Raw genomic sequence first — 25627 nt, forward strand, 5'->3', positions numbered from 1 at the left:
TTTACCTTGCAGCCAAACCGCTGGCAGGGTTGTCGGCAACTGACAATCCAGCGACCAGGCTCTGGCGGGACAGGCATGTCGCCAGGGGTCAGGGGGTGTGGTCGCCGCCTTCTTTCCTGAGAGCGATGCGCGCGGGCAGCGCCGACAAGGCCTCGATCACAGTCGCGGGGGTCAGGATTTGCGGCAGGACCACTGGGGCCTCCTCGACGCCTTCGCCGCGATAGACCAGATACAGCGGCACGCCGCCGCGACCGAATCGCGCCAGCAGGGCGGTGATTTCCGGATTCTGGTTGGTCCAGTCCCCCTTCAGATAGGCGACGCCGCGCGCTTGCATCGCGTCGCGCACACTGGCGGTGTCCAGGGTGGTGCGCTCGTTGACCATGCAGGTGATGCACCAGGCCGCTGTCAGATTGACGAGCACCGGCTTGCGTTCAGTCAGCAGGGCGTTGAGCCGCTGCTGTGTGAAGGGCTCGACGCCTTCGCCGGTTGCGGCCACGGCGCCGGGGGCATGACGGGTTTCATCCACGCGCCAGATGCAGGCGACGGCAATAACGAGGGCCAGCGCCACAACCACGCGGGCGGCGATGGCGCCGCCCCGTCCCGCCGCGGCGGCGAGGCCAGCGGCCCAGATGGCCAACGCCACGGCGACGAGGCCGCCAAGCGCCAGTGACAGGCCGATGGGCGACACCTGCTGGCTCAGCACCCAGATCAGCCATGCGGCGGTGGCGTACAGCGGGAAAGCGAGGGCCTGCTTGAGGATTTCCATCCAGCGGCCGGGGCGCGGCATGCGCTTCATCAGCGCCGGCAGGAAGGTGAGCAGCACAAACGGAAAGGCGAGGCCGGCGCCAAGGGCGATGAAGACGGCGATGGCCATGCCCGCAGACTGGGTGAGCGAAAAGCCAATGGCGGCGCCCATGAATGGTCCGGTGCACGGGCTGGCGACGACGGCGGCGAGAATGCCGGTGAAGAAGGATCCGCCATAGCTGGCCCTGCGGGTGAGGCGATCGCCGAGACCGCTCCACGACGCGCCGAGTTGCACGGCCCCGGAAAGCCCCAGTCCCATGGCGAACATGACATAAGCCAGCAGCGCAACGACGGGCGGCGACTGCAACTGGAAGCCCCAGCCAATGCTGGCGCCGGCCTGTCGGGCGGCGATGAGCATGGCGGCGAGGGCAACGAATGAGACCAGAACGCCTGCGCCGTAGCTCAGCCCATGCAGGCGCATGGCGCGCGGCGTCTTGCCGCCGCCCTGGGCCAGCGACAGCACCTTGATCGACAGCACCGGAAACACGCAGGGCATCAGGTTGAGGACCATTCCGCCGGCAAAGGCGAGAACAAGCGCCATCCAGAGGGTGAGGCTGGCCGCGTCGGCCCCGGTCGACGTCGGCGCCGTTGCCCTAGGCGGCACGGCGAAGGCCGGCTGGCTGATGGGCAAACTGGCGACGGCCGGGGGCGGATCGCCAATGCTGATCTCATAACCACGCGTCGCGCCGCTGGCGGCGGTGAGGCTGATCACTCCGGCAAGGTGTGAGAGGGCGGCGGATGCGGGGGCGCTGCGCTGCATGGTCAGCGTCAGCTTGCCGTCCTTTATGTCGCGCTTTTGCGGCGCAGCGTTTTCCAGCAGGCTCTCGTCCACGGGAAAGAACGCAGCGTCCCGGATCTCGTCGGCTGTCATGCCGGCCGGCAAGGGCGCCGTGACGGTGAAAGCATCGCCGCTGGCGTCAAATGTGGCGCCGCTGAGGGGCGTCGGTTGCTGGTCGCGCGCCAGGGCGAAGGCCTGGGCAGAGGCGGGGTCAGGGGCCACGGAGGCGACGTCAGGAGCCGCGGGGGCGCTGGCGGAGAGGCTGGCGCCGCCAGGGATGCACTCTTTCTCGCAGACCAGCCATGAGGCGTCAGCCTTGAGGGTCACCCGACCGACGGGGGCCAGATCGGCAGGCGGGGTGATCTGTGTCAGCAGGAAGGTTTCGCCTTCATAGCCGAAATTCATCAGCGGGCCGACCGGCAGCCGCTGCGGCGTCGGCCACTGGATCGGGCCAGCGCGAAAGCCTGGCGGCAGCGACCAGCGGATTTCCGTGGGCAGGCCAGAATCGCCCGGGTTGCGCCAATAGGTGTGCCAGTGCTCCTTCGTGCGCAGGCGCAGCGCCACCGTGAACGGCTTGCCCGGCTGGATGGCGGAGGGCTCGATCAGCAGGTCGGCCTTGACCAGATCATTGCCGCGCTGATTGGCCAGCGCCGCGTCGCCCATGGTCAGGCTCTGGGCGGCCAGGGCAAAAACCGCAAGAATCGCAAGTCCGAACGCCAGCATGGTTGCCCGCAAAGCTCGCCCGGTTGGTGATGCCGCCATCAGAGTTCCGCTTTTCATCTGTCACATGAACTATGGTTAATTTAATTAAATTAACCATACATTTGTTTGGTATTTTTTATGTGTTGCGCGAACATGCGCGGCTTGGCGCGCTGGCTCGTGAGAGCGCTTGTTACGCTTGCAATGCACGCCAATCATGTCAGACCGCCGGCGCTTTTTGCCCTGGGCGTTTCGTCACCTTATATACATCAGCGCACATGAGAGGGCGATCACGGCGCCAATGGGGCGCCGGGCGCGGAATGGACCCGGACAATGGGCGATCTGTTTTCTTCAATGGAGCCGGCCCCCGCGGATGAGCCGCGTCCGGACGGCGATCGCGTCCCGGCGGCGGGACGGCCGCTGGCCGACCGGCTGCGGCCAACGCAACTTGCCGAGGTCGCCGGGCAGGATCATCTGGTCGGTCCGGAGGGAGCGCTCACCCGGATGCTCGAATCCGGTTCGTTGGGGTCGCTGATTTTCTGGGGGCCGCCCGGCACCGGCAAGACAACGGTGGCGCGGCTGCTGGCGGGCGCAACCGACCTGCGCTTCGAGCAGATCTCGGCGATCTTTTCCGGCGTGGCCGATCTCAAGAAGGTTTTCGAAGGCGCCCGCGTGCGCCGCGCCGCCGGGCAGCGCACCTTGCTGTTCGTTGACGAGATACACCGTTTCAACCGGGCGCAGCTCGACGCCTTTCTTCCTGTGATGGAAGACGGGACCATCACCCTGATTGGCGCCACGACGGAAAACCCGTCCTTCGAACTGAATGCGGCGCTGTTGTCGCGGGCGCGGGTGCTGACCTTCCGCGCGCTCGACCCGGCCGCGATCGAAAGCCTGCTGGCGCGGGCCGAGACGATCGGGGACAGACCCCTGCCGCTGACAGCCGACGCCCGCGTGGCGCTGGTCGCCATGGCGGATGGCGATGGCCGCGCCTCGCTCACCCTGGCGGAAGAAATCTGGCGGGCGGCGCGGCCTGGCGAGGTGTTCGACGCCGCCCAGCTTGTCGAGGTGGTGCAACGTCGGGCGCCGATCTACGACAAGGGCCAGGACGGCCACTACAATCTGATTTCGGCGCTGCACAAATGCGTGCGCGGCTCCGACCCGGACGCCGCCCTGTATTACTTCGCCCGGATGATCGAAGCAGGCGAGGATCCCCTGTTCATCGCCCGCCGTCTGACCGTGATGGCGGTGGAGGACATCGGCCTGGCTGATCCGCAGGCGCTGCAGGTGGCCAATGCGGCGAAGGACGCCTACGATTTTCTTGGGCTGCCAGAGGGGGCGCTGGCCCTGGCCAACGCCGTGGTCTATCTGGCGACGGCGCCCAAATCCAACGCGGTCTACATGGCGCTGGCCGGGGCCCGCCGCACGGCGAAAGCCGGCGGCTCCCTGATGCCGCCGCGCACCATCCTCAACGCCCCCACCAAATTGATGAAGGCGGAAGGCTACGGCGCGGACTATCAATACGACCATGACCAGCCGGACGCCTTTTCCGGGCAAAATTACTGGCCGGAGAAGCTTGGCCGGCAGCACTTCTACGAACCGTCGCAGCGCGGCTTCGAGCGGGAAATCGGCAAGCGGCTGGACTGGTGGGAGAAGCTGCGGCGCGAGCGGCGCGGAGGATAGGACTGTCCACGCGGCCATGGCCGGAACCGACCCGGCGAGAGTGAAAATCCGTGTGAAAATCCGTTCACATGACGTCGCCATGAAGCGCGTTGGCGCTGGGACAGTGAACAACAAAGAGGGAACGACATGACGGGCCAGCAACAGGAGCGCGCCGGGCAGACGGAAGAGGCCAGGCTGCTGTGGACGCCGACGGCGGCGGATATCGAAAAGGCCCGCATCACGCATTTTACCCGCTGGCTGGAACAGCGGGAGGGTCTGTCGTTCCCCGATTATCCGACGCTCTGGCAGTGGTCGGTGGACAATCTGGAGCGCTTCTGGGCGGCGGTCTGGGACTATTTCGAGGTGCGTAGCGAGCGCCCTTATGACCAGGTGCTGTCCAGCCACACGATGCCGGGCGCGCGATGGTTCCAGGGCGCGCGGCTGAATTACGCCGACCATGTGCTGCGCCACCATATGGATGCGCCGGACCGGCGCGCCATCGTTTTCGGTTCAGAGGACGGAGAACTGGGCGAGGTAAGCTGGGGCGAGTTGCGCAACCAGGTCGGCGCCATCGCCGCCGCCCTGCGTGACTTTGGCGTCGGGCCAGGCGACCGCGTCGTGGCGGTGCTGCCGAATATTCCCGAAACCATCATCACCTTTCTCGCTGTCGCCAGCCTTGGCGCGGTGTGGTCGCTGTGCTCGTCGGACATGGGCAAGAGCGCCGTGCTCGACCGTTTCCGCCAGATCGACCCCAAGGTGCTGATCTGCGCCGACGGCTATGTCTACGCTGGAAAGCCCTTCGATCGCGCCGAGAGCGTCGCCGAGCTGGTGGAGGCGCTGCCGGGCGTCGAGCAGCTCATTATTCTGCCGCGCCTCCACGACGGCGTCGATCGCCAGCGCTTTCCGGAAGCGCATGACTGGCGCGAACTGGCGGCGAAAACCGCCTCCTGCCCGCCGGTGGCGGTGGAGGCCGATCATCCGCTGTGGGTGGTGTACTCGTCCGGGACAACCGGCCTGCCGAAGCCGATCGTGCACGGCCACGCCGGCATCACCGTCGAAATGCTGCTGATGCAGTCAATCCACTGCGATCTGGGCCCCGGGGACACGACGCAATGGTACACCAGCTCTGGCTGGATCATGTGGAACGCCCAGGTCGCCGCCATGGCCGCTGGCTCGGCCATCGCGCTTTATGACGGCAATCCGGCGTTTCCCGATCTCGGCGTGCTCTGGCGTTTCATCGAGAAGGCGAAGGTGACGGTGTTCGGCTGCGGCGCCGCCTATTACGGCAATTGCGCCAAGGCCAATCTGCGGCCGCGCGAATTCGCCGACCTGTCGAGCCTGCGCGCCATGTCGTCGACCGGCTCGCCGCTGTCGGCGGAGGCTTACGCCTGGATCTACGAGAACGTGCGCGACGACATCTGGCTGTCGCCGATCTCCGGCGGCACCGATTTCGCCGGGGCGTTCATCTGCGGCGCGCCGACGCTGCCGGTCTACGCCGGCGAGATGCAGTGCCGGGCGCTCGGCCACAAGGTCGAGGCGTGGGACGAAAGCGGCAAGCCGCTGATCGATGAGGTGGGTGAACTGGTCTGCACCCTGCCAATCCCGTCGATGCCGCTGTATTTCTGGAATGATCCGGGCAACAAACGTTATCTGGACAGCTATTTTGACGTCTATCCAGGCGTCTGGCGGCATGGCGACTGGCTGCGCATCACGCCGCGTGGCGGCGCGATCATCTATGGCCGTTCGGACGCGACCATCAACCGTCATGGCATCCGCATGGGCACCAGCGAATTCTACCGCGTGGTCGACGCTTTCCCGGAAATCGCCGACAGCATGGTGGTGGACCTGGAGTTCCTTGGCCGCGAGTCGTTCCTCTACCTGTTCGTGGTTCCAAAGCAGGGCGCCGTGCTGGATGAGCGTCTGAAGGCGGCGCTCAACGGGCAGATACGTTCGCAGCTTTCGGCGCGGCATGTGCCCAACGCCATTGTTGAGACGCCAGCGGTGCCCTACACCCTGTCCGGCAAAAAGCTGGAAGTTCCGGTGAAGCGTCTGCTGCTCGGTCATCCGCCGGAAGGGCTGATCAACCGCGACGCCATGGCCAATCCGGACAGTTTTGAATGGTATGTGACGCTGGCGAAACAGCGGGCGCAGGGCGCCGGCTGACGCGAAAGGCGGCGGCTACAGGCCGCCAGCCAATTTCTGGTTGAACGTCGCCGTTGTCCCGGGGAGGGCTGGCGACGACCGCCGGGAATGCGGACACATCAGCCAACGCCAAAACCATCGCTTCTGGCGACGTTTGGGTGTATTGGCGTGGCGACGGGAGCGCCGCGCATTTCTGAATGGGTCAGGACGCGTCGCCCGATCGGTTTCATGCAGGCGATTGCTCTGGTTTTCTTCGGCGCCGGGATTGGGGGCGTTTGCCGTCACCTTTTCGGCATGGCGGCCGCGCGGGCGTTCGGGCTCGGATTCCCATGGGGCACGCTGCTGATCAATATCACCGGCTCGCTGGCCATGGGCCTGCTCGTGGGATGGATGGCGCTGCGGCCCGATGGCGCGTCGCAGAACCTGCGGCTGTTTCTGGCGACCGGCGTGCTCGGCGGCTATACAACCTTTTCAACCTTTTCGCTTGAGGCGGTTTTGCTGTGGCAGCGGGGCGATTTCGCCAGCGCCATGGCCTACGTTCTCGGGTCTTTGATATGTGGCGTCGCGGGTCTGGCGGTCGGACTTGTGATGATGAGGAGCCTGGCATGACCCGCGATACTGGCAACCGCAATGGCGGACGCGGGGGCAAACCCGGCGGGTTCAAACCGGGTGGGGGCAAATCCGGCGGTTTCCGCGCAGGCGGGGCGCGCCCGGCAGGTTCGCGGCCAGATGGCGCGCGCGGTCCGGCGCGCGGCGGGCAGGGTTTCCGGGGCAAGCGCTTCGATGATCGCGGCGACCGGGGGTATCGCGAACCTCCGGCTGAGGTGCAGAACACCGGAAGCGGCGGCGATGAAGACTGGTTCGCCAGGTCGCGGGGACCTGGCGGCGTTGCTGGCAAAAGCGCCGGCAAGCCGGCAGGCGGCGCTGGCCGGGCAGACGCGCGCGGCGTCGGCGGCAAGGCGGCTGGCAAGGCGACTGGCAGGCCGGCGGGGAAGGCGGCAGGTCCGCGCAAACCCACTTATGACAAGGCCGCAGGCAGGTTCGTGCGCAAGGAAGAGACGCGCGGCGCAGCCGCCGGCGCCCGATCGGGCAAACCAGCGCGTAAAACCGCGGGCCGTGGAGCCAGGCGGGACGACGGTTATGCCCGTCCCGGCTGGAACCCGGCGGCAGACGAGGCGAAGGCCTCCCGCGACATCCAGACGGCGGACGCCGAATGGGGAGATATGTGGGATGGCGGCGTCGATGACGGCGACGCCGATATCGACTGGGCTGCTGTCGAGGTTGAGGCGGCCGGGGGCGTTTTCGCTGGCGGCTTTGACGATGACGATGACGGCGCGACCGGCGAAGCGGCGCCTGTCGTCGAAACCCGCCAGACTGGCTCTAGGCGTGCGCCGCAGGAGCGGCAGCTGAAGGAGCGCCAGCCGGGCGAGCGCGCCGCCGCCCGCAAGCCGGTTGGGGGCAAAAGCATCGCGGCGCCAGGGCAGAAGGCCCGTATCCGCGCCGAAACCAGCGAGGCTTTGGCCACCGGCGTGCAGACGCTGATCGTTGAGCCGGATGAGGCTGACATGCGCCTCGACCGCTTCCTGACGGCGCGGTTCCCGCAATTGGCTTTCACCCACATCCAGCGCATCGTTCGCAAGGGCGAGTTGCGTGTTGATGGCGGGCGGGTGAAACCGAACGATCGCCTGAAGGCTGGGCAAAGCGTCCGCATTCCGCCGCTGAAGCTTACGGAAGCGCGCCCCACCGGCCGCACGCCGCGTCAGGATGAGGATGACGCCGCCTATCTGCGTTCGCTGATCCTCTATGAGGACAAGGATCTGATGGTGCTGAACAAGCCCATGGGCCTGGCGGTGCAGGGCGGATCCGGCACGCACCGGCATGTGGACGGCATGCTCGAGTCCATGCGCGACAAGGCCGGTCAAAAGCCGCGTCTGGTGCATCGTCTCGACAAGGACACGGCCGGCTGCCTGGTCATCGCCAAGACGCGGCTGGCGGCTGCGACCCTGGGCAAAAGCTTCAGGTCCCGCGTGACGCGCAAGATCTACTGGGCGCTGGTGGCCGGCGTGCCGCGCGTCAAGCAGGGGCGCATCTCAACCTACATCGCCAAGGAAGAGGACCCCGACGGCGAATCGCGCATGGGCGTGGCCCAGCATGGCGACGACGGCGCCAGCCACGCGGTGACCTATTATGCTCTGGTGGAGAACTCGGCGCAGAAAGTGTCGTGGGTGTCGCTGAAGCCGGTGACCGGACGCACCCACCAGTTGCGCGTGCACACCGCGCACATGGGGCATCCGATCGTTGGCGATCCGAAATATTTCAACGTCGAGAACTGGGAGCTGCCCGGCGGCATCCAGAAGAAGCTGCATTTGCTGGCGCGGCGCATCATCATTCCGCATCCGCGCGACGGCCGGCCGATCGACGTCACGGCGCCGTTGCCGCCCCACATGGCGCAGACCTGGAACCTGCTGGGCTTCGACGCCTCGCGTTACGATCCGATTGTCGAATCGCCGGAGGAATGATGGCGGACAGGCGGGCGCCTGGCTTGCGGGCCTGATTCATGAAAACGCTGCAAATTATTGGCGTCGCTGACGTTTTGTGCGCCGCCTCCTGGTTGTCTGAAGGTGATGCTGCTCCTCCATCGCGTCATGGCCGGGCTTGACCCGGCCATCCAGGTCTTGTCCTCAGGGGCCGCGCGCAGCGTATGGCCCGTGCGCCGCCGGCGTCGATCTCCGGGCGGCCCGGATGGTCAGGCCAGCATGCTGCTGTTGGTGTTTTATAGCAAAATCAATGCGATGAGATGCGTTTCCTCTCGCATTGACTGAATGGGGTTAGCCATGAGTTTTCGTGCTCCTGACGGCGGCGATCCGATCCGTCTCAGCCAGCAGGCCATGAAGCCGGCGTTGCCGCGCCGGTTCTACAAGGACGTGACGGTGCAGGCGGAGGAAAACGGCTCCTTCTCTGTGCGGCTGGACGGGCGGCAGGCCCGCACGTCGGCGAAGCGATTGCTGACCTTGCCGACTCAGGAGCTGGCGGAGGCGGTGGCGGACGAGTGGCGGGCGCAGCTTGATGAGATCAATCCGGCGAACATGCCGCTGACCCGCATGGCTTTCGCGGCCCATGACGCGGTGGCTCCTGATCCGGAGCCGGTTCTCGCCGAGATCATCCGTTACGCCGAAACGGACCTGCTGTGCTACCGGGCGACGGAGCCGGACAGCCTGACGTTGCGGCAGACGCAGGCATGGGACCCGCTGCTGGCCTGGATGGACGAACGCCATGGCGCGCGCTTCATGCTGGCCGAGGGCGTCATGCATGTGGCGCAACCCCCGGAGACGCTGGCTGCGGCAGGCGCGGCGGCGCGCGCCTCGACGGGGCCGTTTTCCATTGCTGGCCTTCATGTGATGACCTCGCTCGCTGGCTCGCTGGTCATCGCCCTGGCGGTGCGCGACGGGCGACTCGGGGTGGAGGAGGCATGGGCCGCGGCCCATGTGGATGAAGACCACCAGATTGCCCGCTGGGGCGAGGATGCGGAGGCGAAGGCCCGCCGGACGCGGCGCTTCGCGGATTTCTCGGCGGCGGCCCAGGTGTGTAAATCCAGCCTGTCTGCGTGAAATATGCTGTATTGCGCATCATTCCGCAGGGAATTGGCTGTTGCGCACGTTTGTTGAGGAAGACGCTTCCTAATCCGTTAGTTGAGTGATAGGGAGCACGCCAGTTTTCGGCAATCCGATCGCGGGGGACCAGATGAAGAATATTCTCGAGGCGCTGGAGGAGCGTCGCGCCGCAGCAAAGCTCGGCGGCGGTCAAAAGCGCATCGAGGCGCAGCACGGACGCGGCAAGCTGACCGCGCGTGAGCGCATCGAACTTCTCCTGGACAGCGGTTCCTTCGAAGAATTCGACATGTTCGTGCAGCACCGCTGCGTCGACTTCGGCATGCAGAACCAGGACAAGATCCCCGGCGACGGCGTCGTCACCGGCTGGGGCACGGTCAATGGCCGCACCGTCTTTGTGTTCGCCAAGGACTTCACGGTGTTCGGCGGCTCGCTCTCCGAGACGCACGCCCAGAAGATGGTCAAGATTCAGGACATGGCGCTGAAAATGCGCGCTCCGATCATCGGCCTGTTCGACGCTGGCGGCGCCCGCATCCAGGAGGGCGTCGCGGCCCTTGGCGGCTACGGCGAAGTGTTCAAGCGCAACGTGATGGCGTCGGGCGTGATCCCGCAGATTTCCGTCATCATGGGCCCCTGCGCCGGCGGCGACGTCTACTCGCCCGCCATGACCGACTTCATCTTCATGGTCCGCGACACGTCCTACATGTTCGTGACTGGCCCGGACGTGGTGAAGACCGTCACCAACGAGACCGTGACCGCTGAAGAGCTGGGCGGCGCCAAGGTTCACTCCACCAAGTCCTCGGTCGCCGACGGCGCCTGGGACAATGACGTGGAGGCGATGCTGCAGGTGCGTCGTCTGATCGACTTCCTGCCGTCCAACAACACCGATGGCGTGCCGGAGCTGCCGAGCTTCGACGATCCGACCCGCTTCGACATGTCGCTGGACACCCTGATCCCCGACAATCCCAACAAGCCTTACGACATGAAGGAGCTGATCCAGAAGGTCGTGGACGAGGGGGATTTCTTCGAGATTCAGGAAGGCTACGCCAAGAACATCATCACCGGCTTCGCCCGCGTCGAGGGCCGCACCGTCGGCGTCGTCGCCAACCAGCCGATGGTGCTGGCCGGCGTGCTCGACAGCGACGCTTCCCGCAAGGCCTCGCGCTTCGTGCGCTTCTGCGACAGCTTCGACATTCCGATCGTGACCTTTGTCGACGTCCCGGGCTTCCTGCCTGGCACGGCGCAGGAATACGGCGGCCTGATCAAGCACGGCGCCAAGCTGCTGTTCGCCTACAGCCAGGCCACCGTGCCGCTGGTCACCATCATCACCCGCAAGGCCTTTGGCGGCGCTTATGACGTGATGGCCTCCAAGCACATTGGCGGCGACGTCAATTACGCATGGCCGACGGCGCAGATCGCGGTGATGGGCGCCAAGGGCGCGGTGGAGATCATCTTCCGCCAGGACATTGGCGATGCGGAGAAGATCGCCGCCCGCACCCAGGAATACGAGGAGCGCTTCCTCTCGCCGTTCGTGGCCGCCGAGCGCGGTTACATCGACGAGGTGATCATGCCGCACTCCACCCGTCGCCGGGTGTCGCGCGCTCTCGCCATGCTGCGCACCAAGAAGGCTGAGCAGCCGTGGAAGAAGCACGACAACATCCCGCTGTAAGGTCATTGTCGCACCTGACCCGTTGAGCCGATCAGCGTCCGGTCCGGACCACAGCCATGGACCGGGCGCCACACTCAAGGAGCTAACATGAGCAAGACTCCCATGCGCGTCGCCGTGACCGGCGCCGCTGGCCAGATTGGCTACGCTTTGCTGTTCCGCATCGCCAATGGCGATCTCCTCGGCAAGGACCAGCCGGTTCACCTGTCGCTGCTCGACCTGCCGCAGGCCCAGAACGCCGTTCGCGGCGTGGTGATGGAGCTGGAGGACTGCGCGTTCCCGCTGCTCGCCGGGTTCACTGTCACCGATGATCCGAAGGTGGCCTTCAAGGACGCTGACGTGGCCATCCTGGTCGGCGCCCGTCCGCGCGGCCCGGGCATGGAGCGCGCCGACCTGCTGAGCGCCAACGCCGAGATCTTCACCGTTCAGGGCCGCGCCCTCAACGACGTGGCGAAGCGTTCGGTCAAGGTGCTTGTCGTCGGCAACCCGGCCAACACCAACGCCTACATCGCCATGAAGTCGGCGCCGGACCTTCCGGCTGAGGCCTTCAGCGCCATGCTGCGTCTGGACCACAACCGCGCCCTGTCGATGCTCGCTTCCAAAGCCAACGTGCCGGTCGCCGACATCGACAAACTGGCCGTGTGGGGCAACCACTCGCCGACCATGTACCCGGATTACCGCGACACCACCGTCGGCGGAAAGAAGATCGCCGGCCTCATCAACGATGAGGCGTGGAACCGCGAGACCTTCATTCCGCAGGTCGGCAAGCGCGGCGCCGCCATCATCGAGGCGCGCGGCCTGTCGTCGGCGGCTTCCGCCGCCAACGCCGCCATCGACCACGTGCGCGACTGGGTGCTGGGCAGCAACGGCAAGTGGGTGTCCATGGGCATTCCGTCCGACGGCAGCTACGGCATTCCGGAAGGCGTGATGTTCGGCGTGCCGGTGATCTGCGAAGGCGGTCACTACAAGCGCGTTGAGGGTCTGTCGTTCGACGACTTCTCGAAGGAGCGCATCAAGCTCACGCTTGACGAGCTGGAAGGCGAGCGCGCTGCGATCGCCCACCTGCTGAAGTAAGCAGAAAGCCGGGCGCCTCGCGCGCCCGCTGAACGACGCGATCTGGCCCGGTTCCTGCAATGGGCGGGCCGGATCGCTGGCAACTGGCGCGCTGCGGACAAGCTCCGCCCCTGGCGGACGCGCTGTGGCTCCGGGGCGCTTCTGTGAACATGGTTCGCGGAAGGCGCCCTATCTCTCTGGTTTGACGCATTTTCTTCACGAAAAGTGGGGCCCACTTTTCCCGAAAATGCTCTAGCTTTTTTGGAATGGAAACGGGCGGGGCATGTTCAGCAAGATCCTCATCGCCAACCGTGGAGAAATCGCCTGTCGCGTCATCAAGACGGCGCGCCGGATGGGCATCAAGACTGTCGCCGTCTATTCGGACGCCGACCGCGATGCGCTCCACGTCGAGATGGCTGACGAAGCGGTTCACATCGGCCCGCCGGCCGCCGCCCAGTCGTACCTCCTGATCGACAAGATCATCGACGCCTGCAAGGCGACGGGCGCGGAAGCCGTGCATCCTGGCTATGGCTTCCTGTCCGAGCGCGCCGCCTTCGCTGAAGCGCTGGCCGCAGCCGGAATCGTCTTCATCGGTCCCAACCCGAAGGCCATCGAGGCCATGGGCGACAAGATCGAATCGAAGAAGTTCGCCAACGCGGCCAAGGTCAGCACGGTGCCGGGCTATCTCGGCGTGATCGAAACCGCCGAACAGGCCGGCAAGATCGCCGAGGAAATTGGCTTCCCGGTCATGATCAAGGCCTCCGCCGGCGGCGGCGGCAAGGGCATGCGCATCGCCTACAGCCTCGACGAGGTGAAGGAAGGCTTCGACCGCGCCCGTTCCGAGGCTGCGTCGTCCTTCGGCGACGACCGCGTGTTCGTCGAGAAGTTCATCGTCAATCCGCGCCACATCGAGATCCAGGTTCTCGGCGACAAGCACGGCAACGTGATTTATCTGGGCGAGCGCGAATGCTCGATCCAGCGCCGCAACCAGAAGGTGATCGAGGAAGCGCCGTCGCCGCTGCTGGACGAGGCGACCCGTCGCAAGATGGGCGAGCAGGCCGTCGCCCTTGCGAAAGCCGTGAACTACGACAGCGCCGGCACCGTCGAGTTCGTCGCCGGTCAGGACCGTTCGTTCTTCTTCCTCGAGATGAACACCCGTCTGCAGGTCGAGCATCCCGTCACCGAGATGATCACCGGCATTGACCTCGTCGAGCAGATGATCCGCGTCGCCTACGGCGAGAAGCTGGCCATCACCCAGAACGACGTCAAGCTCGACGGCTGGGCGGTGGAAAGCCGCATTTACGCGGAAGATCCGACCCGCAACTTCCTGCCGTCGACCGGCCGTCTGGTGACCTACCGTCCGCCGGAAGAAGGCGAGAACGAGTCGGGTGTCATCGTTCGCAATGACACCGGCGTCTACGAGGGCGGCGAGATCTCGATCTACTACGATCCGATGATCGCCAAGCTGGTGACGCATGCGCCGACCCGCCTGAAGGCCATCGAGGCCCAGGCCCAGGCGCTGGACGCTTTCGCCATCGACGGCATCCGCCACAACATCCCGTTCCTGTCCACGCTGATGCAGCATCCGCGCTGGCAGTCGGGCGAACTGTCCACCGGCTTCATCGCCGAGGAATTCCCGGAAGGCTTCAGCAATCCTGAGCCGGAAGGCGAGACCGCCCGTCTGATGGCCGTGGTCGCCGCTTACATCGATCACCTGCAGAACGAGCGTCGCCGCGCCATCACCGGCCAGCTCGACCGGGTCATCGACGTGGAGTTCGAGAGCGAGCGCACCGCCGTTCTGGGCGAGCAGGCGTTCCCGATCCTGGTCAGCGGCGGCGAAGAAGACGAGGTCATCGTTTCCTTCGACGACGAGGAGCAGCCGCGCATCGTGGAATCCGACTGGGTTCCGGGCGAACCGGTCTGGCAGGGCCTGATCGACGACGTCGAGGTGGTGGCGCAGATCCGCCCGATCCTCAATGGCGTGCAGATCGCTCACGCCGGCACGCTGGCCGCTGCGCGCGTCTACACCCGCCGTGAGGCTGAACTGGCGGCGCTGATGCCTGAGAAGGTTGCGGCCGACACCTCAAAGTTCCTGCTGTGCCCGATGCCTGGTCTGGTGAAGGCCATCAGCGTGGCCGAGGGCCAGGAGGTCAAGGCCGGCGAGCCGCTGGCCATGGTCGAGGCCATGAAGATGGAAAACGTGCTGCGCGCCGAGCGCGACGGGACGATCTCGAAGATTCACGCCAAGGAAGGCGACAGCCTGGCCGTGGACGCGGTGATCCTCGAGTTCGCCTGATACCCTGGCGCAAACGCGAATATGAAAAGGCCCGGCGAAAGCCGGGCCTTTTTCGTTGTCGATCAGAGCTGGCGACGGTCCGCTTGGGGCTGGCGAGCTTATGGCGGCGGGATCACCTTTGGACGGACGCCGTGCCTGATCGCGCGGACTTCGCCGCCTTCGCGGCATCCTGGTACTCCCGGGCGACATCGATCCGGGCCTGCTGGAGACGGCGATAATAGACGAGGTAAGGCAGGGATCGGGTGTCGGCTGCGGGCTCGCAATAGTTCTGTCGTGACAGGGCAATCAGGTTGTTACGGCGGAAGATGCGCACATGCATGCCATATTTTGCTTCAAATTTCTCAGGAATAAGGGCTTTCGGCGTCTCGAAATACTCCGTGACGCCAACGCAATAGATCTCTTCATCGCCGCCAGCGCGGATGCGCGGACCAGAGATCGTGGCGTTGCGGATTTCGCCAAGGCGGACTGTTCCGCGCGGCTGGAGGCCAGCAGACCAGTTGGCGACCCTGACGGCGATTTGCTCTTCCCGACGCTCGAGCACCTTCGGGTCCTGGGCGGATTCCAGCGGCGGCCGCGACGGCCTGTTCGTGACGCATCCTGCCAGCGCCAGCGACGTGAGCAGGACGGTGATGACAACCCTCATAAGTCTTCCTGAACTGTGGGTGAATCGGGGTGGCGTTGCTACCTGAGGTTTTTATACTCAACTCCAAATCTGCCGGAACTGGCGGAAAGAGCAGAAGGGGAGTCCGATGGTTGCTGTTTTCGTCCATGGCGTGCCTGACACATGCCGGGTCTGGGATGAGGTGATCCCGCGCCTGGCCCGCAAGGACGCGCGGGCGGTTTCGCTGCCGGGATTCGACGCGCCGGTTCCGCAGGGTTTTGAAGCCGCGAAGGAAGACTATGTCGCCTGGCTGATCGGCGAACTGGAGGCGCTCGGTGAGCCCGTCGATCTGGTCGGGCATGACTGGGGCGCCTTGCTGGTGTTGCGCGTCGTGTCGTTGCGCGGCGACCTGATCCGCACATGGACGGCTGGCGGGGCGCCGCTTGATCCGGATTATGTCTGGCACGACGCGGCTCAGGCATGGCAAACGCCGGAACTTGGGGAGCAGGTGATGGCGATGATGACGCCGGAGGCGACGGCGGCGTCGCTGGCCACGCGCGGCCTTACGCCTGCGCAGGCGCAGACCACGGCTTCGCACATCGACGCGCGCATGCAGGACTGCATCCTGAGGCTGTATCGCTCGGCGAAAACCGTGGGAGCGGAGTGGACGCCGGATCTCGCCCGCATCAATACGCCAGGCCTGCTGATCTACGGCGCCCAGGACCCATTTCTTGATTCCCCCAGGCTGGCGCCGGCGCTGGCCAGCCGCACCGGCGCGGATCTGCTGATGCTTGAGGGATGTGGCCACTGGTGGGAGAGCGAGCGCCCGGCCGAGGTGGCGGGGGCGCTGCAGCGGCATTGGGCGGCTGTGTGAGCACGCCTGTTTGGCCAATTCGCGCGCCCGACTGGGCGGCTTGAGGGTCTGCGACGGAGCAGCTTCTGTTCTGGCCCGGCGCAGGCGAAATGGGTGGATCAGCTTTCCACCGCGCCGCCGGTCTTCTTCCAGGCGCCGAAGCCGCCGTCGATGTGGGCGACCGGCTTCAGGCCCATCTTCTGCGCGACATCGGCGGCGAGGGCGGAGCGCCAGCCGCCGGCGCAGAAGAACACGAAGGTTTTGTCCTCAGCGAATTGCGGCTTGAAATAGGGGCTGGCCGGGTCGATCCAGAATTCCAGCATGCCGCGGGTGCAGGAAAAGGCGCCGGGAATCTTGCCTTCGCGCTCGCGTTCACGCGGGTCGCGCAGGTCCACGAAGGTAACGTCGTCGCGGCCGTGCATGGCCTTCGCCTCATCGATGCTGAGCGTGCGGATGCGCGTGTTGGCGTCGTCGACCAGCGCCTTCACGCCGGTGGTGATGGTCTGGGGCATGGTCTTCTCCCTTGCTATGTTTTCAGGCGGCGCGCCGCTGCTGGTGATGAGACGGTAACGGCGATTGCCGGGGAAGTCATGCGCCAGCCTGGTTGGGGAAATTTTGCCCGCGTATCCCCGATTGGGCGTGTTTTCCTGTCTCAAAGCAGTTCATCATGCCGGGCAAGAGCATGCGCAGGGTGATGCGTGGATTTACAGTCGGAGCGGATGAATGAGCATGCCGTTCAGTTGGCTCGACATGCTGGCCGTGAGCATTTTTTGGGGATCATGGATTTTCTATGGCTATGCGGTGGAGCATTGGCGCGGCGCCGACCGCAGCCTGAACCTGCGCATGAACCGGTACCGGATGATCTGGATGGAGCGGTCGCTGGCGCGCGAACAGCGTGTGGTGGATGCCAGCATCATGGCCACGCTGCAGAGCGGCGCGTCGTTTTTCGCCTCCACCACGCTGATCGCCATGGGCGGTGCGCTTGCGTTCCTGCGCTCCACCGACGACGTGCTGCGGATGGTGTCGGACCTGCCATTGTCCCAGGCGCCAACCCGCCTGGCGTGGGAGATCAAGATCATCGGCCTTGCCGCCATTTTTGGCTACGCCTTCTTCAAGTTCGCCTGGTCCTACCGGTTGTTCAACTATTCGGCGATCCTGCTTGGGGCCATGCCGCCGCCTGATTCCGGCCCTGCCGGTTTGCGTCACGCTCACAGGGTCGGCGCGATGAACATCGCGGCGGGGAACCATTTCAACCGGGGTCAACGTTCAATCTTCTTTGCTCTGGCGTATCTCGGCTGGTTCATGGGCCCTCTGGCGCTGCTGGGGACGACGGGGCTCGTGCTGTGGTCGATGTGGGTCCGGCAGTTCCGCTCCGATGCGCGCACCTCGATTCTGGACGATGATGAGCCGGAGACGTCATGAGGCGCGGCCGCGCCGCCCTGTGTGTGTCGCCGCGCGTGGTCTTGACGACGGCGGCTGATGGGCGCATCGATCCACCATGGCCAAACCATCTGATCCCAAAGCTGCATCCAATGACGCCGACGTTGCTGGCGGAGCCCCGGAAAAGCCCGTTCAGCGCCGGCGCGGCGTTGGCGTGCATCTGGGCCTTGAAGAGGCGGCCCGGGCGCTGCTGCGCGAGGCCGGGGAGGGGCTGGTGGATCCCGCGGTGATCGCGCGGACGGTCGGCGGCGAGCGACCAGAAGGCTGGGGGCCGCTGATGCAGCCGTTGCGCCTTGCGCTCGTCAAGCTGGCCCACGACGGCAGCGTCATAATCTACCGCAAGGGAACGCCAGCAGACCCTGATACGTTCAGGGGGCTGTACAAGGTCGGGCGCGGGCCGAAGTTCGACGTCTGGGAAATCTGACAACCAGTTTCCTGCCTGCTCACCGGGTGCGCCTGAGACCGGAACCATGGCAGCCCTGGCCCATCAGGGCTCATCATGCCTGCGCGGCGCAAGGGCTTTGCAGGTCACTGATGCGCTCGCATGTTCGTGACGTTGCATCCGGCCGTTTCACGAGATGAATCCAGCTCCCGGGGTTGAGCCGGGAAGCCCTGGCTGCGCGGCCGGCGGTTGCTGGCTAAAGCGTTTTCGGTGAAAACCAGTCCACCAGGAATGCGCCATCTCTTTAACTTGACGCATTTTTCCACGAAAAGTGGGCTCCACTTTTCTCGACAATACGCTCACTGGATGCGGCGCTTACATGAGCGTGGACTGAATGGCGGCGAGTTCGTCGTGCGTCTGCCGGTCGATACAGCCGTCCTCATACAGGTCCTGACAGGTGATGTGGATCATTCTGGCGGTCCCATCCTGACGCCAGCCAATGCTGGCAAATCCATGATGCGCCAGAGTCATATGATTATGAAATCAACTGTTGTTGTCCGGTTTGAAGATAAACCGGCGGCGCGCCGATCATGACCATATCGGCGCGCCCGTTTGTACTCAGATCATGCTGCTCATGATGAGCGCATATTCATGGCGTGCATCGTCGTCGCTATCATTGTAAGTATCAATAAAAATATCCATAATGTTTCTCCCGTAGAAGGTATAAATTGCGCCGAAACGGAGCGTTGTAAAGTCACGTTTTATTTGGTCGCCGGCGCCGTGGCCTTGTCCGCAGCTTTTCATCCTGGCGCTGTCGCTGGGCGATATCCGGTCGCATTCCACCAGCTTTGTCAGGGAGACTTGCCGGACGCCGCGCTGGCATCCGGCAGCAATGTCGACGTATAGCCGGCTAGCCAGTAGACGGTCAGGCCAAGCCATTCCCGCACGGCGAGATCGGCCAGTCGCAATCCGCTGGAGAAGCTGTGGAACGGCAGAAAATCGGTGGCCTCATTGCGCGTATAGTAGTCGACCGGGTAGGGCGTGACGTAAAAGCCCTCGTGCTGAAACACGCCAGCGGAACGCGGCATGTGAAACGCGGAGGTTACCAGCAGCCAGCGCTCGCCGCGCTTCGGCGTCACCAGTGCACGGGTGAAAGAGGCGTTTTCCCTGGTGTTGCGGGAGCGGTCCTCGAAAATCACCCGGTCGCCCTCCAGCCCCATTTGCGACAGCAGCAGGCGCACGGCGTCTACTTCACCTGCCCCGCGATCAAGCTGGATCAGCCGCCCGTCGCCGCCGGAAAAGACGACCCGCGCTTCGGGATAGCGCCGGGCGAGCGTGACGGCCGTCGTCAGCCGCGCCGCGGCGTCATTGAGCTTGATCTGTCCCCGCCGCAAATGGGCCGATCCGCCCAGCACGATGATGCCGTCGACCCGTCCCGGATCGTTCATGGCGACAGGCGGATAGTGATTTTCAAGGGCGCGCATCAGCAGGCGCGGCGCTGGGCTGGCGGCGAAAATCACCAGACCCGTGACCGCCACGAGGCTCACGGTCAGCCCGGCGCGGCGCCAGCCCAGCAACAACAGCGCCACGCCGATGACGCTCAGGGTGATCAGCAGATTGGATGGCGTGGCGAAGAACCACAGAATCTTTGAAACCGGAAAAAACATGCCGCTCCCCGAAAGCCTCCTGCGTCGCAAGCGCCCTTCCACGGGGGCGCAGCAGGCTTCATTGAAGCATCAGGCCGTTAACATCCCGGACAGTTCGGGTCAGTCCCACTCCGGCGCGAATGCGGGATTGATCAGCCGGCCGTCGGGGCGGGCCAGATTGCCGATGCGGGCCATTTCAATGTCGCCCAGTTCGAAATCGAACACGGCGAGATTGTTGCGGATGCGCTGCGGCGTCACCGATTTGGGCGCGGCGATCACGCCTGGCTGCTGGATGAGCCAGCGCAGGACGATTTGCGCCGGCTCGCGGCCATGCGCATCGGCGATGGCGATGATCGCCGGATCTGCCAGCAGCGCGCCGCGGCCCAGCGGTGAATAGGCGGTGAGCGACAGGCCGTGCGCGGCGCAGGCGCGGATCAGCCGACCCTGGTTGAGCAGGGGATGGTACTCCACCTGATTGGTGACCAGCGGCTCCTCGCTGAGGCGCACCGCTTCATCAATCAGCGGAATGGTGAAGTTGGAGACGCCGATGTGCCGGGTCAGTCCCTCGCGCTTCGCCGCCACGAGACCAGCGATCGAATCAGCCAGCGGCGCGTCCGGGGTGGGCCAGTGCAGCAGCAGCAGGTCGACGGGCCCCGAATCGAGCCGGCGCACGCTGTCCGCGGCCGAGCGCAGGACCGCATCGCGGGCCATGTTCTCGCGCCACACCTTGGTGGTGACAAAGAACTGGTCGCGCGCCACGCCGGAAGCCCGGATGCCTTCCGCCACCTGGGCCTCGTTGCCATAGGCGGCGGCGGTGTCGATGTGACGGTAGCCGCTGCGCAGCGCTTCCCCGACAGCGCGGGCGCAGGCGTCGTCGGTGGATTGCCAGGTGCCAAGGGCAATGGCGGGAATCGCGGCGCCATTGGCGTGCACGACGATCTGGCCGTTGTCGATCCGGCTTTCAGGCGGCGTGGTCATGGAACTTGTCCTTGCTGGAGGCGGCGGTTTGGCCAGATCTGGAATGTGGCGACCGGAACATTCTCCGATCAATATGGATCAGGAAATGCTCCAGTTTTCCTTGCTTTGAGCGCTTTCCGGCCGACCAGGCGGTTCCGTCTGACCGGAAAGCGCTCCAGAGCATTTTCGAGAAAAATGGAGCCTGTTTTCGTGAAGAAAATGCGTCAACTCAAACTGATGGAGCATTTTTGGCGAACTGGATTTTACCGAAAATGCTCTAGGAGCGGTTCCGCATCGCTTCCGCCTGGGCGTAGAATTTCTTTTCCCACTCCTTCTGGTTGCCGGCGCCTTCACGGATGAATGGCGTGAACACGGCGACATTCAGCAGCAGCCAGTTGAAGAAGTTCGCCGGGAAGCCGAGCGGCTTGACGAAATCCACGAACAGCACGACGCGGGTTTTGTCCGTATGGTTCCACGCCTCGTGCTCGTAGGCGTCGTCGAACACCAGCGCCTTGCCTTCCTCCCAGTGACAGACCTGATCGGACACGCGGATGGCCAGCTTGTCGCGGGGCTCCGGCACGATCAGGCCGAGATGCAGGCGCAGCACGCCGTTGTATGGGCCACGGTGCGGCTTCAGGTGCTTGCCAGGCTCGAAGATGGAGAACATCGCCGTTTTCAGGCCGGGGATCTTCTGCATGATCCGCCAGGTTTCCGGACACTGTTCGATGTTCCGTTCGGACTTCAGGCCGTAGCCGGCGAGGAAGAAGGTCTTCCAGTGGCTGTCGTCGCTGATGGTCTTCACGTCGGGGGACAGGTCGTGGAAGCTTGGCAGTTCAGACTGACGCGCCAGCACCTTGTCGAGTTCAGCGCGGATCAGCGGCCACTCCCGTTCGATCTCCGCGACCCAGGGGAAGGTCGCCTTGTCGTACACCGGCGGGTTGCCGACCTTCGAATGACGCAGGTTGAGACGTTCGACCCGTTCCACAACGCCCATCAGCAAACGCGTCACCAGTCCGGGACGCTCCATGGCTTCGATGCCGGTGGTGCCGAAGTTCTGTTCGGGCTTGCCTGTGGGGGATGGGGAAACTTGTTGGGTCACGATCTGATCCGGAACTTGTGGTGCAGGGCGTCGCCGCAGCGTCATGCGCCAGCTGGCGCGAACGCCATGGCGGACGATCGCGCGGATGTTGCATCCGCCAGCCGTCGTTTGGCAAGGCGCGCGCAAAAGAAAGCCGGGGGAGCCATGATGCGGAGAATACAGGAAAAAACCGTCCGTGTGACGGAAACGTGTCGTGGAGGCCGCGCCACGGCGGCAAAGCCTGGCTGGACGCATGGCCCGGCCAGGCGACGCCTGTCTGCCCCATGGGCGTTCGCGGTCAGCGCTGCGGAGCGCAGGATGGCGTTGCGACAGAGCCGCAATTTGCTCCGCCTCTTTGCCCGGAACCCCAGCAATGCCGGGGTGGATAATCCGCGCTGGAAAAAAGCCCTAGCGGTTCTGGTGTGGGTGACGCCGCGCCGGCGCATGGCGCGTGCGTTGCGGCGCATGCCGCACGCGGGTGTCCTGCGGGACGCCGAGCACGCCTTTGACGCCGCCAGCGACGCCGCCGCCCACGGCGCCCGCTGCACCGCCGACAGCCCCGCCAACCGCGCCGCCCACTGGCCCGCCGATCTGCTGGCCGGCGCGCGATCCGGCGTTCGAGCCTTGTTCAGCGCCGCGCACGACGCCCTGGGCGGACGCCAGTGTTGGCGCCAGCGCCATGGTCGCTATCGCGGCGCACCATGCAAACCTGTTCATGACGTCCTCCATTGCCGGCGCCGGGGCGGCCTGCGATTGCGCCGGCGGTTCATCACACGGAAACGCCTTGCTGGGAGCGAGGCGCTTCCGGTGAAGCGGGCTCACGGAAGCGCCCAGTCTCTCGCTTGAGGCGCCTTTCCGGGAAAAGTGGCCGCTCTTTGTCCCGAAAACCTCCAGGGCTTATTTGGCGAAGCGGCCTTCATATCTGAATTGCGGCGCCGCCTTCAGCTGCTCCTTGGTGGCGTTGATGCGGGCGTTCCATTTTTTGTCGCTGTCGTTCCACGTCACCGTCAGCGCGGTCGGAGCGACGGCTACATAATGGGTGCCGGCCCCGAGGAAACCGCCCACCGACAGGATGTAGGCGTTGACGTTGTGGCCATCGATCACCACATCGGAAATCTCGCCCACCGTTTCATCGCCGGCGTTCTTGACGTTGAGGCCTTTCAGGCTGCTGTAAACAGCTGGGCCTTCCTCAACTGTCAGAAATATTGGTTTCGTCGTGGGTGTTGGCGCAGTTTGGGCAAGAGAAGCTCCAGAAAATGCGCCTGCAGCCATCAGCATAACAGCAACAGATCCTGCAAGCTTGTTCATTGTATTGTCTCCTGCAATTGATATCACGTTAGGTAAAGTGACATGGCGGGCATTTGTTCCAGGATTTGTGCATTTTCTACGGCGATGCGCCGCCATGTGGCGCGCCCCTGACAGGACTGGCGCATCGGGTTGTGGCGCCGCCGGGGCGCGTACGGCATGTATCCGAGCGACTCCCGTCACCTCAATTTGCGCTTCGCAGGTCGCGGATGCGCCAGCGCGCGATCTGACGTAACTGGCCTTCAAATGACGACAGCCCGGCCTGGGAGGCCAGGCCGGGCTGTCGAGGTTCAGTTCACGGGGGGGCGGGGAGGCGGGCTCAGCCTGTCTTGTTGAACAGCTCCCGGCCGATAAGCATGCGGCGGATTTCGCTGGTGCCCGCGCCAATTTCATACAGCTTTGCGTCGCGCAGCAGGCGCCCGGTCGGGTAGTCGTTGACATAACCATTGCCGCCGAGCAGCTGGATGGCGTCGAGCGACATCTGGGTGGCCTTTTCGGCCGCCAGCAGAATGGCGCCGGCGGCGTCCTCACGGGTGGTTTCGCCGCGGTCGCAGGAGCGGGCGACGGCGTAGACATAAGCGCGGCAGGAATTCAGCGCGACATACATGTCGGCGACCTTGCCCTGGATGAGCTGGAAGGCGCCGATGGGCTGGCCGAACTGCTTGCGCTCGTGGATGTAGGGCATCACCACGTCCATGCAGGCCTGCATGATGCCAAGCGGGCCGGCGGCAAGCACGGCGCGCTCATAGTCAAGGCCGCTCATCAGCACCTCGACGCCGCGCCCCACCTGACCAAGCACGTTTTCCTCGGGGACTTCGCAATCCTCGAAGATCAGCTCGCCGGTGTCCGAGCCGCGCATGCCGAGCTTGTCCAGCTTCTGGGCGGTGGAGAAGCCCTTCATGGTCTTCTCGATCAGGAAGGCGGTGATGCCGCGCGGGCCAGCGTCCGGATCGGTGCGGCCATAGACCACCAGGGTGTCGGCGATGGGGCCGTTGGTGATCCAGAATTTCGTGCCGTTGAGAACGAAGCGGTCGCCCTTGCGCTCGGCCTTCAGCTTCAGCGACACCACGTCGGAGCCGGCGCCGGTTTCCGACATGGCGAGGGCGCCGACGTGCTCGCCGGACATCAGCTTTGGCAGATACCTGCGCTTCTGGGCGTCGGTGCCGTTGCGACGGATCTGGTTGACGCACAGGTTGGAGTGCGCGCCGTAGCTCAGGCCGATGGAGGCCGAAGCGCGCGAGATCTCCTCCATGGCGATGCAGTGCTCAAGATAGCCGAGGCCTGTGCCGCCATATTCCTCCTCAACGGTCATGCCGAGCAGGCCAAGTTCGCCCATCTGGGGCCAGAGATCGCGGGCAAACGTGTTGGTGCGGTCAATCTCGTCGGCGCGCGGCGCGATCCTGTCCTGGGCGAACGCAGTCACGGTGGCCCGGATCTGGTCCGCGGTCTCACCGAGATCGAAGTTGAAGCCCGGCGAATTGCTGATGGCCATGTTTCCTCTCCTGAAGTCCGGTCCGTGCTGGATACGCAACCGCGTTGCGCCGCCTGGGGCCAGTCGCGGGACAATACAGCGCGGCGTACGCTGATGGGCAAGCCCCAGCCAGCCGCTGGCGGCGCGGGATGCGGGCCGGATGCAAAAAAAGGGGGCGTCGCCTGTGCGCCGCCCCCGGATTGCCATCGCCGTCATCGACCCGATCAGAGATCGCCCTTCGTGAATTTCGCCCACATGTCAGCGGTGCCGAAGAAGGCGTTGCGGTCCACCGCTCCCTTGATGCCTGGCACCCGCCCGGTGGTGGTGTACTGCCAGAAATACCAGCGGCGATCGTAGCGCATGTGCGGCTCGGCCGCCGTGCTGCGGATCCACAGCGGATATTGCTCGAAGCCGCCTTCCTGCAACACGTCGCGGAAGAAGGGGATGTCGGTGTAGATCACCGGCCGCTTGCCCGTGTGCTGGTAGAGCGCGTTGAGCATCACCTCCATCATCTGGTGAGCCTCGGCGCGCGAGACCCGCTTCGGACAGGTCTTCGAATGGCCGTTCCACTCCACGTCGAGCACCGGCGGCAGCGCGTCCGGGTCCTTCGGGATATGCTGGATGAACCATTCCACCTGCTCGCGGGCGGGACGGCACCAGTAGACGAAGTGATAGGCGCCGCGCCAGACGCCGGCATCGCGCGCCCCATACCAGTTGTCGAGGAAGCGCGGATCCACATGGTCGCCGCCCTCGGTCGCCTTGATGAAGGCGAAGGTGGCGCCCGCCCGGCGCACTTCGCGCCAGTCGATGTCGCCCTGCCAGCGGGAGACGTCGATGCCATGAACCGGCAGCTTCAGCGCCTTCGCCACCCCCGGATGGGGGCGTGCGTCGGTCATCTCGCCGAAGACCATGGACGACTGTTCCGCCGCGCATGAGGCGAGAACGGCGGATGCCAGCGCAGCCGCGATTGCGCGGGCGCGGAATTTGTTGGCGAGGGCCTTGCCAAGCGCGCGCGGAAGCGCCGCGGCAGACCGGAGGCGGGATGCTGTGCGGACCATGAATTTTCTATGTCTGCGAAATGTTGACGGAGCCTTACCGGACAAGGTGAACGCCGCGTGTCGGCGCCAGGTCGGACGTCTGTTTCACGGAGTGGGCTCCAGTATCGATCTTTTGTCGTTCTGACGACGGG

Annotated in this window: 22 protein-coding genes; 11 read left to right on the top strand and 11 right to left on the bottom strand. The window is 65.0% G+C overall.

Annotated features, from left to right (window positions below):
* Positions 1–88 precede the first annotated feature (88 nt).
* Positions 89–2344, bottom strand: a complete 2256-nt coding sequence (locus IE243_RS02830; protein WP_191317770.1) for a protein-disulfide reductase DsbD family protein — start codon at positions 2342–2344, stop codon at positions 89–91.
* A gap of 270 nt (positions 2345–2614) precedes the next feature.
* On the opposite strand from IE243_RS02830, the gene IE243_RS02835 reads away from it, so the two are divergent.
* The 8 genes from IE243_RS02835 to IE243_RS02870 all read left to right on the top strand — a co-directional run bounded on the left by IE243_RS02835 (position 2615) and on the right by IE243_RS02870 (position 14705).
* The gene (locus IE243_RS02835) at positions 2615–3961 is read left to right on the top strand and encodes a replication-associated recombination protein A (protein ID WP_191317771.1); all 1347 of its coding nucleotides are present in this window, start codon (positions 2615–2617) and stop codon (positions 3959–3961) included.
* A gap of 126 nt (positions 3962–4087) precedes the next feature.
* Positions 4088–6103 carry an acetoacetate--CoA ligase gene (locus IE243_RS02840; RefSeq protein ID WP_191317772.1) on the top strand — a complete coding sequence of 672 codons (2016 nt, stop codon included), beginning with the start codon at positions 4088–4090 and terminating at the stop codon, positions 6101–6103.
* Positions 6104–6310: 207 nt separating this feature from the next.
* Positions 6311–6691, top strand: a complete 381-nt coding sequence (gene crcB / locus IE243_RS02845) for a fluoride efflux transporter CrcB (RefSeq protein WP_191317773.1) — start codon at positions 6311–6313, stop codon at positions 6689–6691.
* A gap of 614 nt (positions 6692–7305) precedes the next feature.
* On the top strand, positions 7306–8601 hold the full coding sequence (locus IE243_RS02850; protein WP_191317936.1) for an RluA family pseudouridine synthase: 1296 nt from the start codon (positions 7306–7308) through the stop codon (positions 8599–8601).
* Positions 8602–8916: 315 nt separating this feature from the next.
* On the top strand, positions 8917–9690 hold the full coding sequence (locus tag IE243_RS02855) for an ATP12 family chaperone protein (protein ID WP_244642667.1): 774 nt from the start codon (positions 8917–8919) through the stop codon (positions 9688–9690).
* Positions 9691–9823: 133 nt separating this feature from the next.
* Positions 9824–11359 carry an acyl-CoA carboxylase subunit beta gene (locus IE243_RS02860; RefSeq protein WP_191317775.1) on the top strand — a complete coding sequence of 512 codons (1536 nt, stop codon included), beginning with the start codon at positions 9824–9826 and terminating at the stop codon, positions 11357–11359.
* Between the two features lie 87 nt (positions 11360–11446).
* Entirely contained in the window at positions 11447–12430 is a 984-nt protein-coding gene (locus IE243_RS02865; RefSeq protein ID WP_191317776.1) for a malate dehydrogenase, read from the top strand.
* 262 nt (positions 12431–12692) lie between these two features.
* Positions 12693–14705, top strand: a complete 2013-nt coding sequence (locus IE243_RS02870) for an acetyl-CoA carboxylase biotin carboxylase subunit (RefSeq protein ID WP_191317777.1) — start codon at positions 12693–12695, stop codon at positions 14703–14705.
* Positions 14706–14817: 112 nt separating this feature from the next.
* Here IE243_RS02870 and IE243_RS02875 read toward each other — a convergent pair whose 3' ends face one another.
* Positions 14818–15348 (bottom strand): hypothetical protein, encoded by a 531-nt coding sequence (locus IE243_RS02875; RefSeq protein ID WP_191317778.1) that lies wholly within the window; start codon positions 15346–15348, stop codon positions 14818–14820.
* 106 nt (positions 15349–15454) lie between these two features.
* Between IE243_RS02875 and IE243_RS02880 the strand changes: the two genes are divergently transcribed.
* On the top strand, positions 15455–16180 hold the full coding sequence (locus IE243_RS02880; protein WP_191317779.1) for an alpha/beta fold hydrolase: 726 nt from the start codon (positions 15455–15457) through the stop codon (positions 16178–16180).
* 98 nt (positions 16181–16278) lie between these two features.
* On the opposite strand, the gene IE243_RS02885 is transcribed toward IE243_RS02880, so the two are convergent.
* Positions 16279–16671 carry a rhodanese-like domain-containing protein gene (locus tag IE243_RS02885; protein ID WP_191317780.1) on the bottom strand — a complete coding sequence of 131 codons (393 nt, stop codon included), beginning with the start codon at positions 16669–16671 and terminating at the stop codon, positions 16279–16281.
* Positions 16672–16882: 211 nt separating this feature from the next.
* Between IE243_RS02885 and IE243_RS02890 the strand changes: the two genes are divergently transcribed.
* Together IE243_RS02890 and IE243_RS02895 are read left to right on the top strand one after the other, a co-directional pair.
* Entirely contained in the window at positions 16883–17581 is a 699-nt protein-coding gene (locus tag IE243_RS02890; protein ID WP_244642669.1) for a DUF599 domain-containing protein, read from the top strand.
* A gap of 76 nt (positions 17582–17657) precedes the next feature.
* The gene (locus tag IE243_RS02895) at positions 17658–18023 is read left to right on the top strand and encodes a DUF3253 domain-containing protein (RefSeq protein ID WP_191317781.1); all 366 of its coding nucleotides are present in this window, start codon (positions 17658–17660) and stop codon (positions 18021–18023) included.
* A 576-nt stretch (positions 18024–18599) separates the two neighbouring features.
* On the opposite strand, the gene IE243_RS02900 is transcribed toward IE243_RS02895, so the two are convergent.
* The 8 genes from IE243_RS02900 to IE243_RS02935 all read right to left on the bottom strand — a co-directional run bounded on the left by IE243_RS02900 (position 18600) and on the right by IE243_RS02935 (position 25496).
* On the bottom strand, positions 18600–18824 hold the full coding sequence (locus IE243_RS02900; protein ID WP_191317782.1) for a hypothetical protein: 225 nt from the start codon (positions 18822–18824) through the stop codon (positions 18600–18602).
* 8 nt (positions 18825–18832) lie between these two features.
* Positions 18833–19648: a YdcF family protein gene (locus tag IE243_RS02905; protein WP_191317783.1), complete on the bottom strand. Its 816-nt coding sequence runs from the start codon at positions 19646–19648 to the stop codon at positions 18833–18835.
* A 99-nt stretch (positions 19649–19747) separates the two neighbouring features.
* The gene (locus IE243_RS02910) at positions 19748–20605 is read right to left on the bottom strand and encodes an aldo/keto reductase (RefSeq protein ID WP_191317784.1); all 858 of its coding nucleotides are present in this window, start codon (positions 20603–20605) and stop codon (positions 19748–19750) included.
* A 256-nt stretch (positions 20606–20861) separates the two neighbouring features.
* Positions 20862–21683, bottom strand: a complete 822-nt coding sequence (gene olsC, locus IE243_RS02915) for an ornithine lipid ester-linked acyl 2-hydroxylase OlsC (RefSeq protein WP_244642672.1) — start codon at positions 21681–21683, stop codon at positions 20862–20864.
* Between the two features lie 387 nt (positions 21684–22070).
* On the bottom strand, positions 22071–22379 hold the full coding sequence (locus IE243_RS02920) for a hypothetical protein (RefSeq protein WP_191317786.1): 309 nt from the start codon (positions 22377–22379) through the stop codon (positions 22071–22073).
* A 180-nt stretch (positions 22380–22559) separates the two neighbouring features.
* Entirely contained in the window at positions 22560–23066 is a 507-nt protein-coding gene (locus IE243_RS02925; RefSeq protein ID WP_244642674.1) for a PRC-barrel domain-containing protein, read from the bottom strand.
* Positions 23067–23286: 220 nt separating this feature from the next.
* Positions 23287–24459, bottom strand: a complete 1173-nt coding sequence (locus IE243_RS02930; protein WP_191317787.1) for an isovaleryl-CoA dehydrogenase — start codon at positions 24457–24459, stop codon at positions 23287–23289.
* A 203-nt stretch (positions 24460–24662) separates the two neighbouring features.
* Complete coding sequence (locus tag IE243_RS02935) at positions 24663–25496, bottom strand: glycoside hydrolase family 25 protein (protein WP_373301539.1); 834 nt, start codon at positions 25494–25496, stop codon at positions 24663–24665.
* Positions 25497–25627 lie beyond the last annotated feature (131 nt).

It is taken from the genome of Camelimonas fluminis (assembly GCF_014656355.1).
Taxonomy (GTDB): domain Bacteria; phylum Pseudomonadota; class Alphaproteobacteria; order Rhizobiales; family Beijerinckiaceae; genus Camelimonas; species Camelimonas fluminis.

What these genes read in the sequence shown, in the direction of transcription:
- IE243_RS02830 (WP_191317770.1), bottom strand. Translation starts at nt 2,344, where the DNA reads ATGGCGGCATCACCAACCGGGCGAGCTTTGCGGGCAACCATGCTGGCG.
- IE243_RS02835 (WP_191317771.1), top strand. Translation starts at nt 2,615, where the DNA reads ATGGGCGATCTGTTTTCTTCAATGGAGCCGGCCCCCGCGGATGAGCCG.
- IE243_RS02840 (WP_191317772.1), top strand. Translation starts at nt 4,088, where the DNA reads ATGACGGGCCAGCAACAGGAGCGCGCCGGGCAGACGGAAGAGGCCAGG.
- crcB (WP_191317773.1), top strand. Translation starts at nt 6,311, where the DNA reads ATGCAGGCGATTGCTCTGGTTTTCTTCGGCGCCGGGATTGGGGGCGTT.
- IE243_RS02850 (WP_191317936.1), top strand. Translation starts at nt 7,306, where the DNA reads ATGTGGGATGGCGGCGTCGATGACGGCGACGCCGATATCGACTGGGCT.
- IE243_RS02855 (WP_244642667.1), top strand. Translation starts at nt 8,917, where the DNA reads ATGAGTTTTCGTGCTCCTGACGGCGGCGATCCGATCCGTCTCAGCCAG.
- IE243_RS02860 (WP_191317775.1), top strand. Translation starts at nt 9,824, where the DNA reads ATGAAGAATATTCTCGAGGCGCTGGAGGAGCGTCGCGCCGCAGCAAAG.
- IE243_RS02865 (WP_191317776.1), top strand. Translation starts at nt 11,447, where the DNA reads ATGAGCAAGACTCCCATGCGCGTCGCCGTGACCGGCGCCGCTGGCCAG.
- IE243_RS02870 (WP_191317777.1), top strand. Translation starts at nt 12,693, where the DNA reads ATGTTCAGCAAGATCCTCATCGCCAACCGTGGAGAAATCGCCTGTCGC.
- IE243_RS02875 (WP_191317778.1), bottom strand. Translation starts at nt 15,348, where the DNA reads ATGAGGGTTGTCATCACCGTCCTGCTCACGTCGCTGGCGCTGGCAGGA.
- IE243_RS02880 (WP_191317779.1), top strand. Translation starts at nt 15,455, where the DNA reads ATGGTTGCTGTTTTCGTCCATGGCGTGCCTGACACATGCCGGGTCTGG.
- IE243_RS02885 (WP_191317780.1), bottom strand. Translation starts at nt 16,671, where the DNA reads ATGCCCCAGACCATCACCACCGGCGTGAAGGCGCTGGTCGACGACGCC.
- IE243_RS02890 (WP_244642669.1), top strand. Translation starts at nt 16,883, where the DNA reads ATGAGCATGCCGTTCAGTTGGCTCGACATGCTGGCCGTGAGCATTTTT.
- IE243_RS02895 (WP_191317781.1), top strand. Translation starts at nt 17,658, where the DNA reads ATGGCCAAACCATCTGATCCCAAAGCTGCATCCAATGACGCCGACGTT.
- IE243_RS02905 (WP_191317783.1), bottom strand. Translation starts at nt 19,648, where the DNA reads ATGTTTTTTCCGGTTTCAAAGATTCTGTGGTTCTTCGCCACGCCATCC.
- IE243_RS02910 (WP_191317784.1), bottom strand. Translation starts at nt 20,605, where the DNA reads ATGACCACGCCGCCTGAAAGCCGGATCGACAACGGCCAGATCGTCGTG.
- IE243_RS02920 (WP_191317786.1), bottom strand. Translation starts at nt 22,379, where the DNA reads ATGAACAGGTTTGCATGGTGCGCCGCGATAGCGACCATGGCGCTGGCG.
- IE243_RS02925 (WP_244642674.1), bottom strand. Translation starts at nt 23,066, where the DNA reads ATGGCGGCGCATCGCCGTAGAAAATGCACAAATCCTGGAACAAATGCC.
- IE243_RS02930 (WP_191317787.1), bottom strand. Translation starts at nt 24,459, where the DNA reads ATGGCCATCAGCAATTCGCCGGGCTTCAACTTCGATCTCGGTGAGACC.
- IE243_RS02935 (WP_373301539.1), bottom strand. Translation starts at nt 25,496, where the DNA reads ATGGTCCGCACAGCATCCCGCCTCCGGTCTGCCGCGGCGCTTCCGCGC.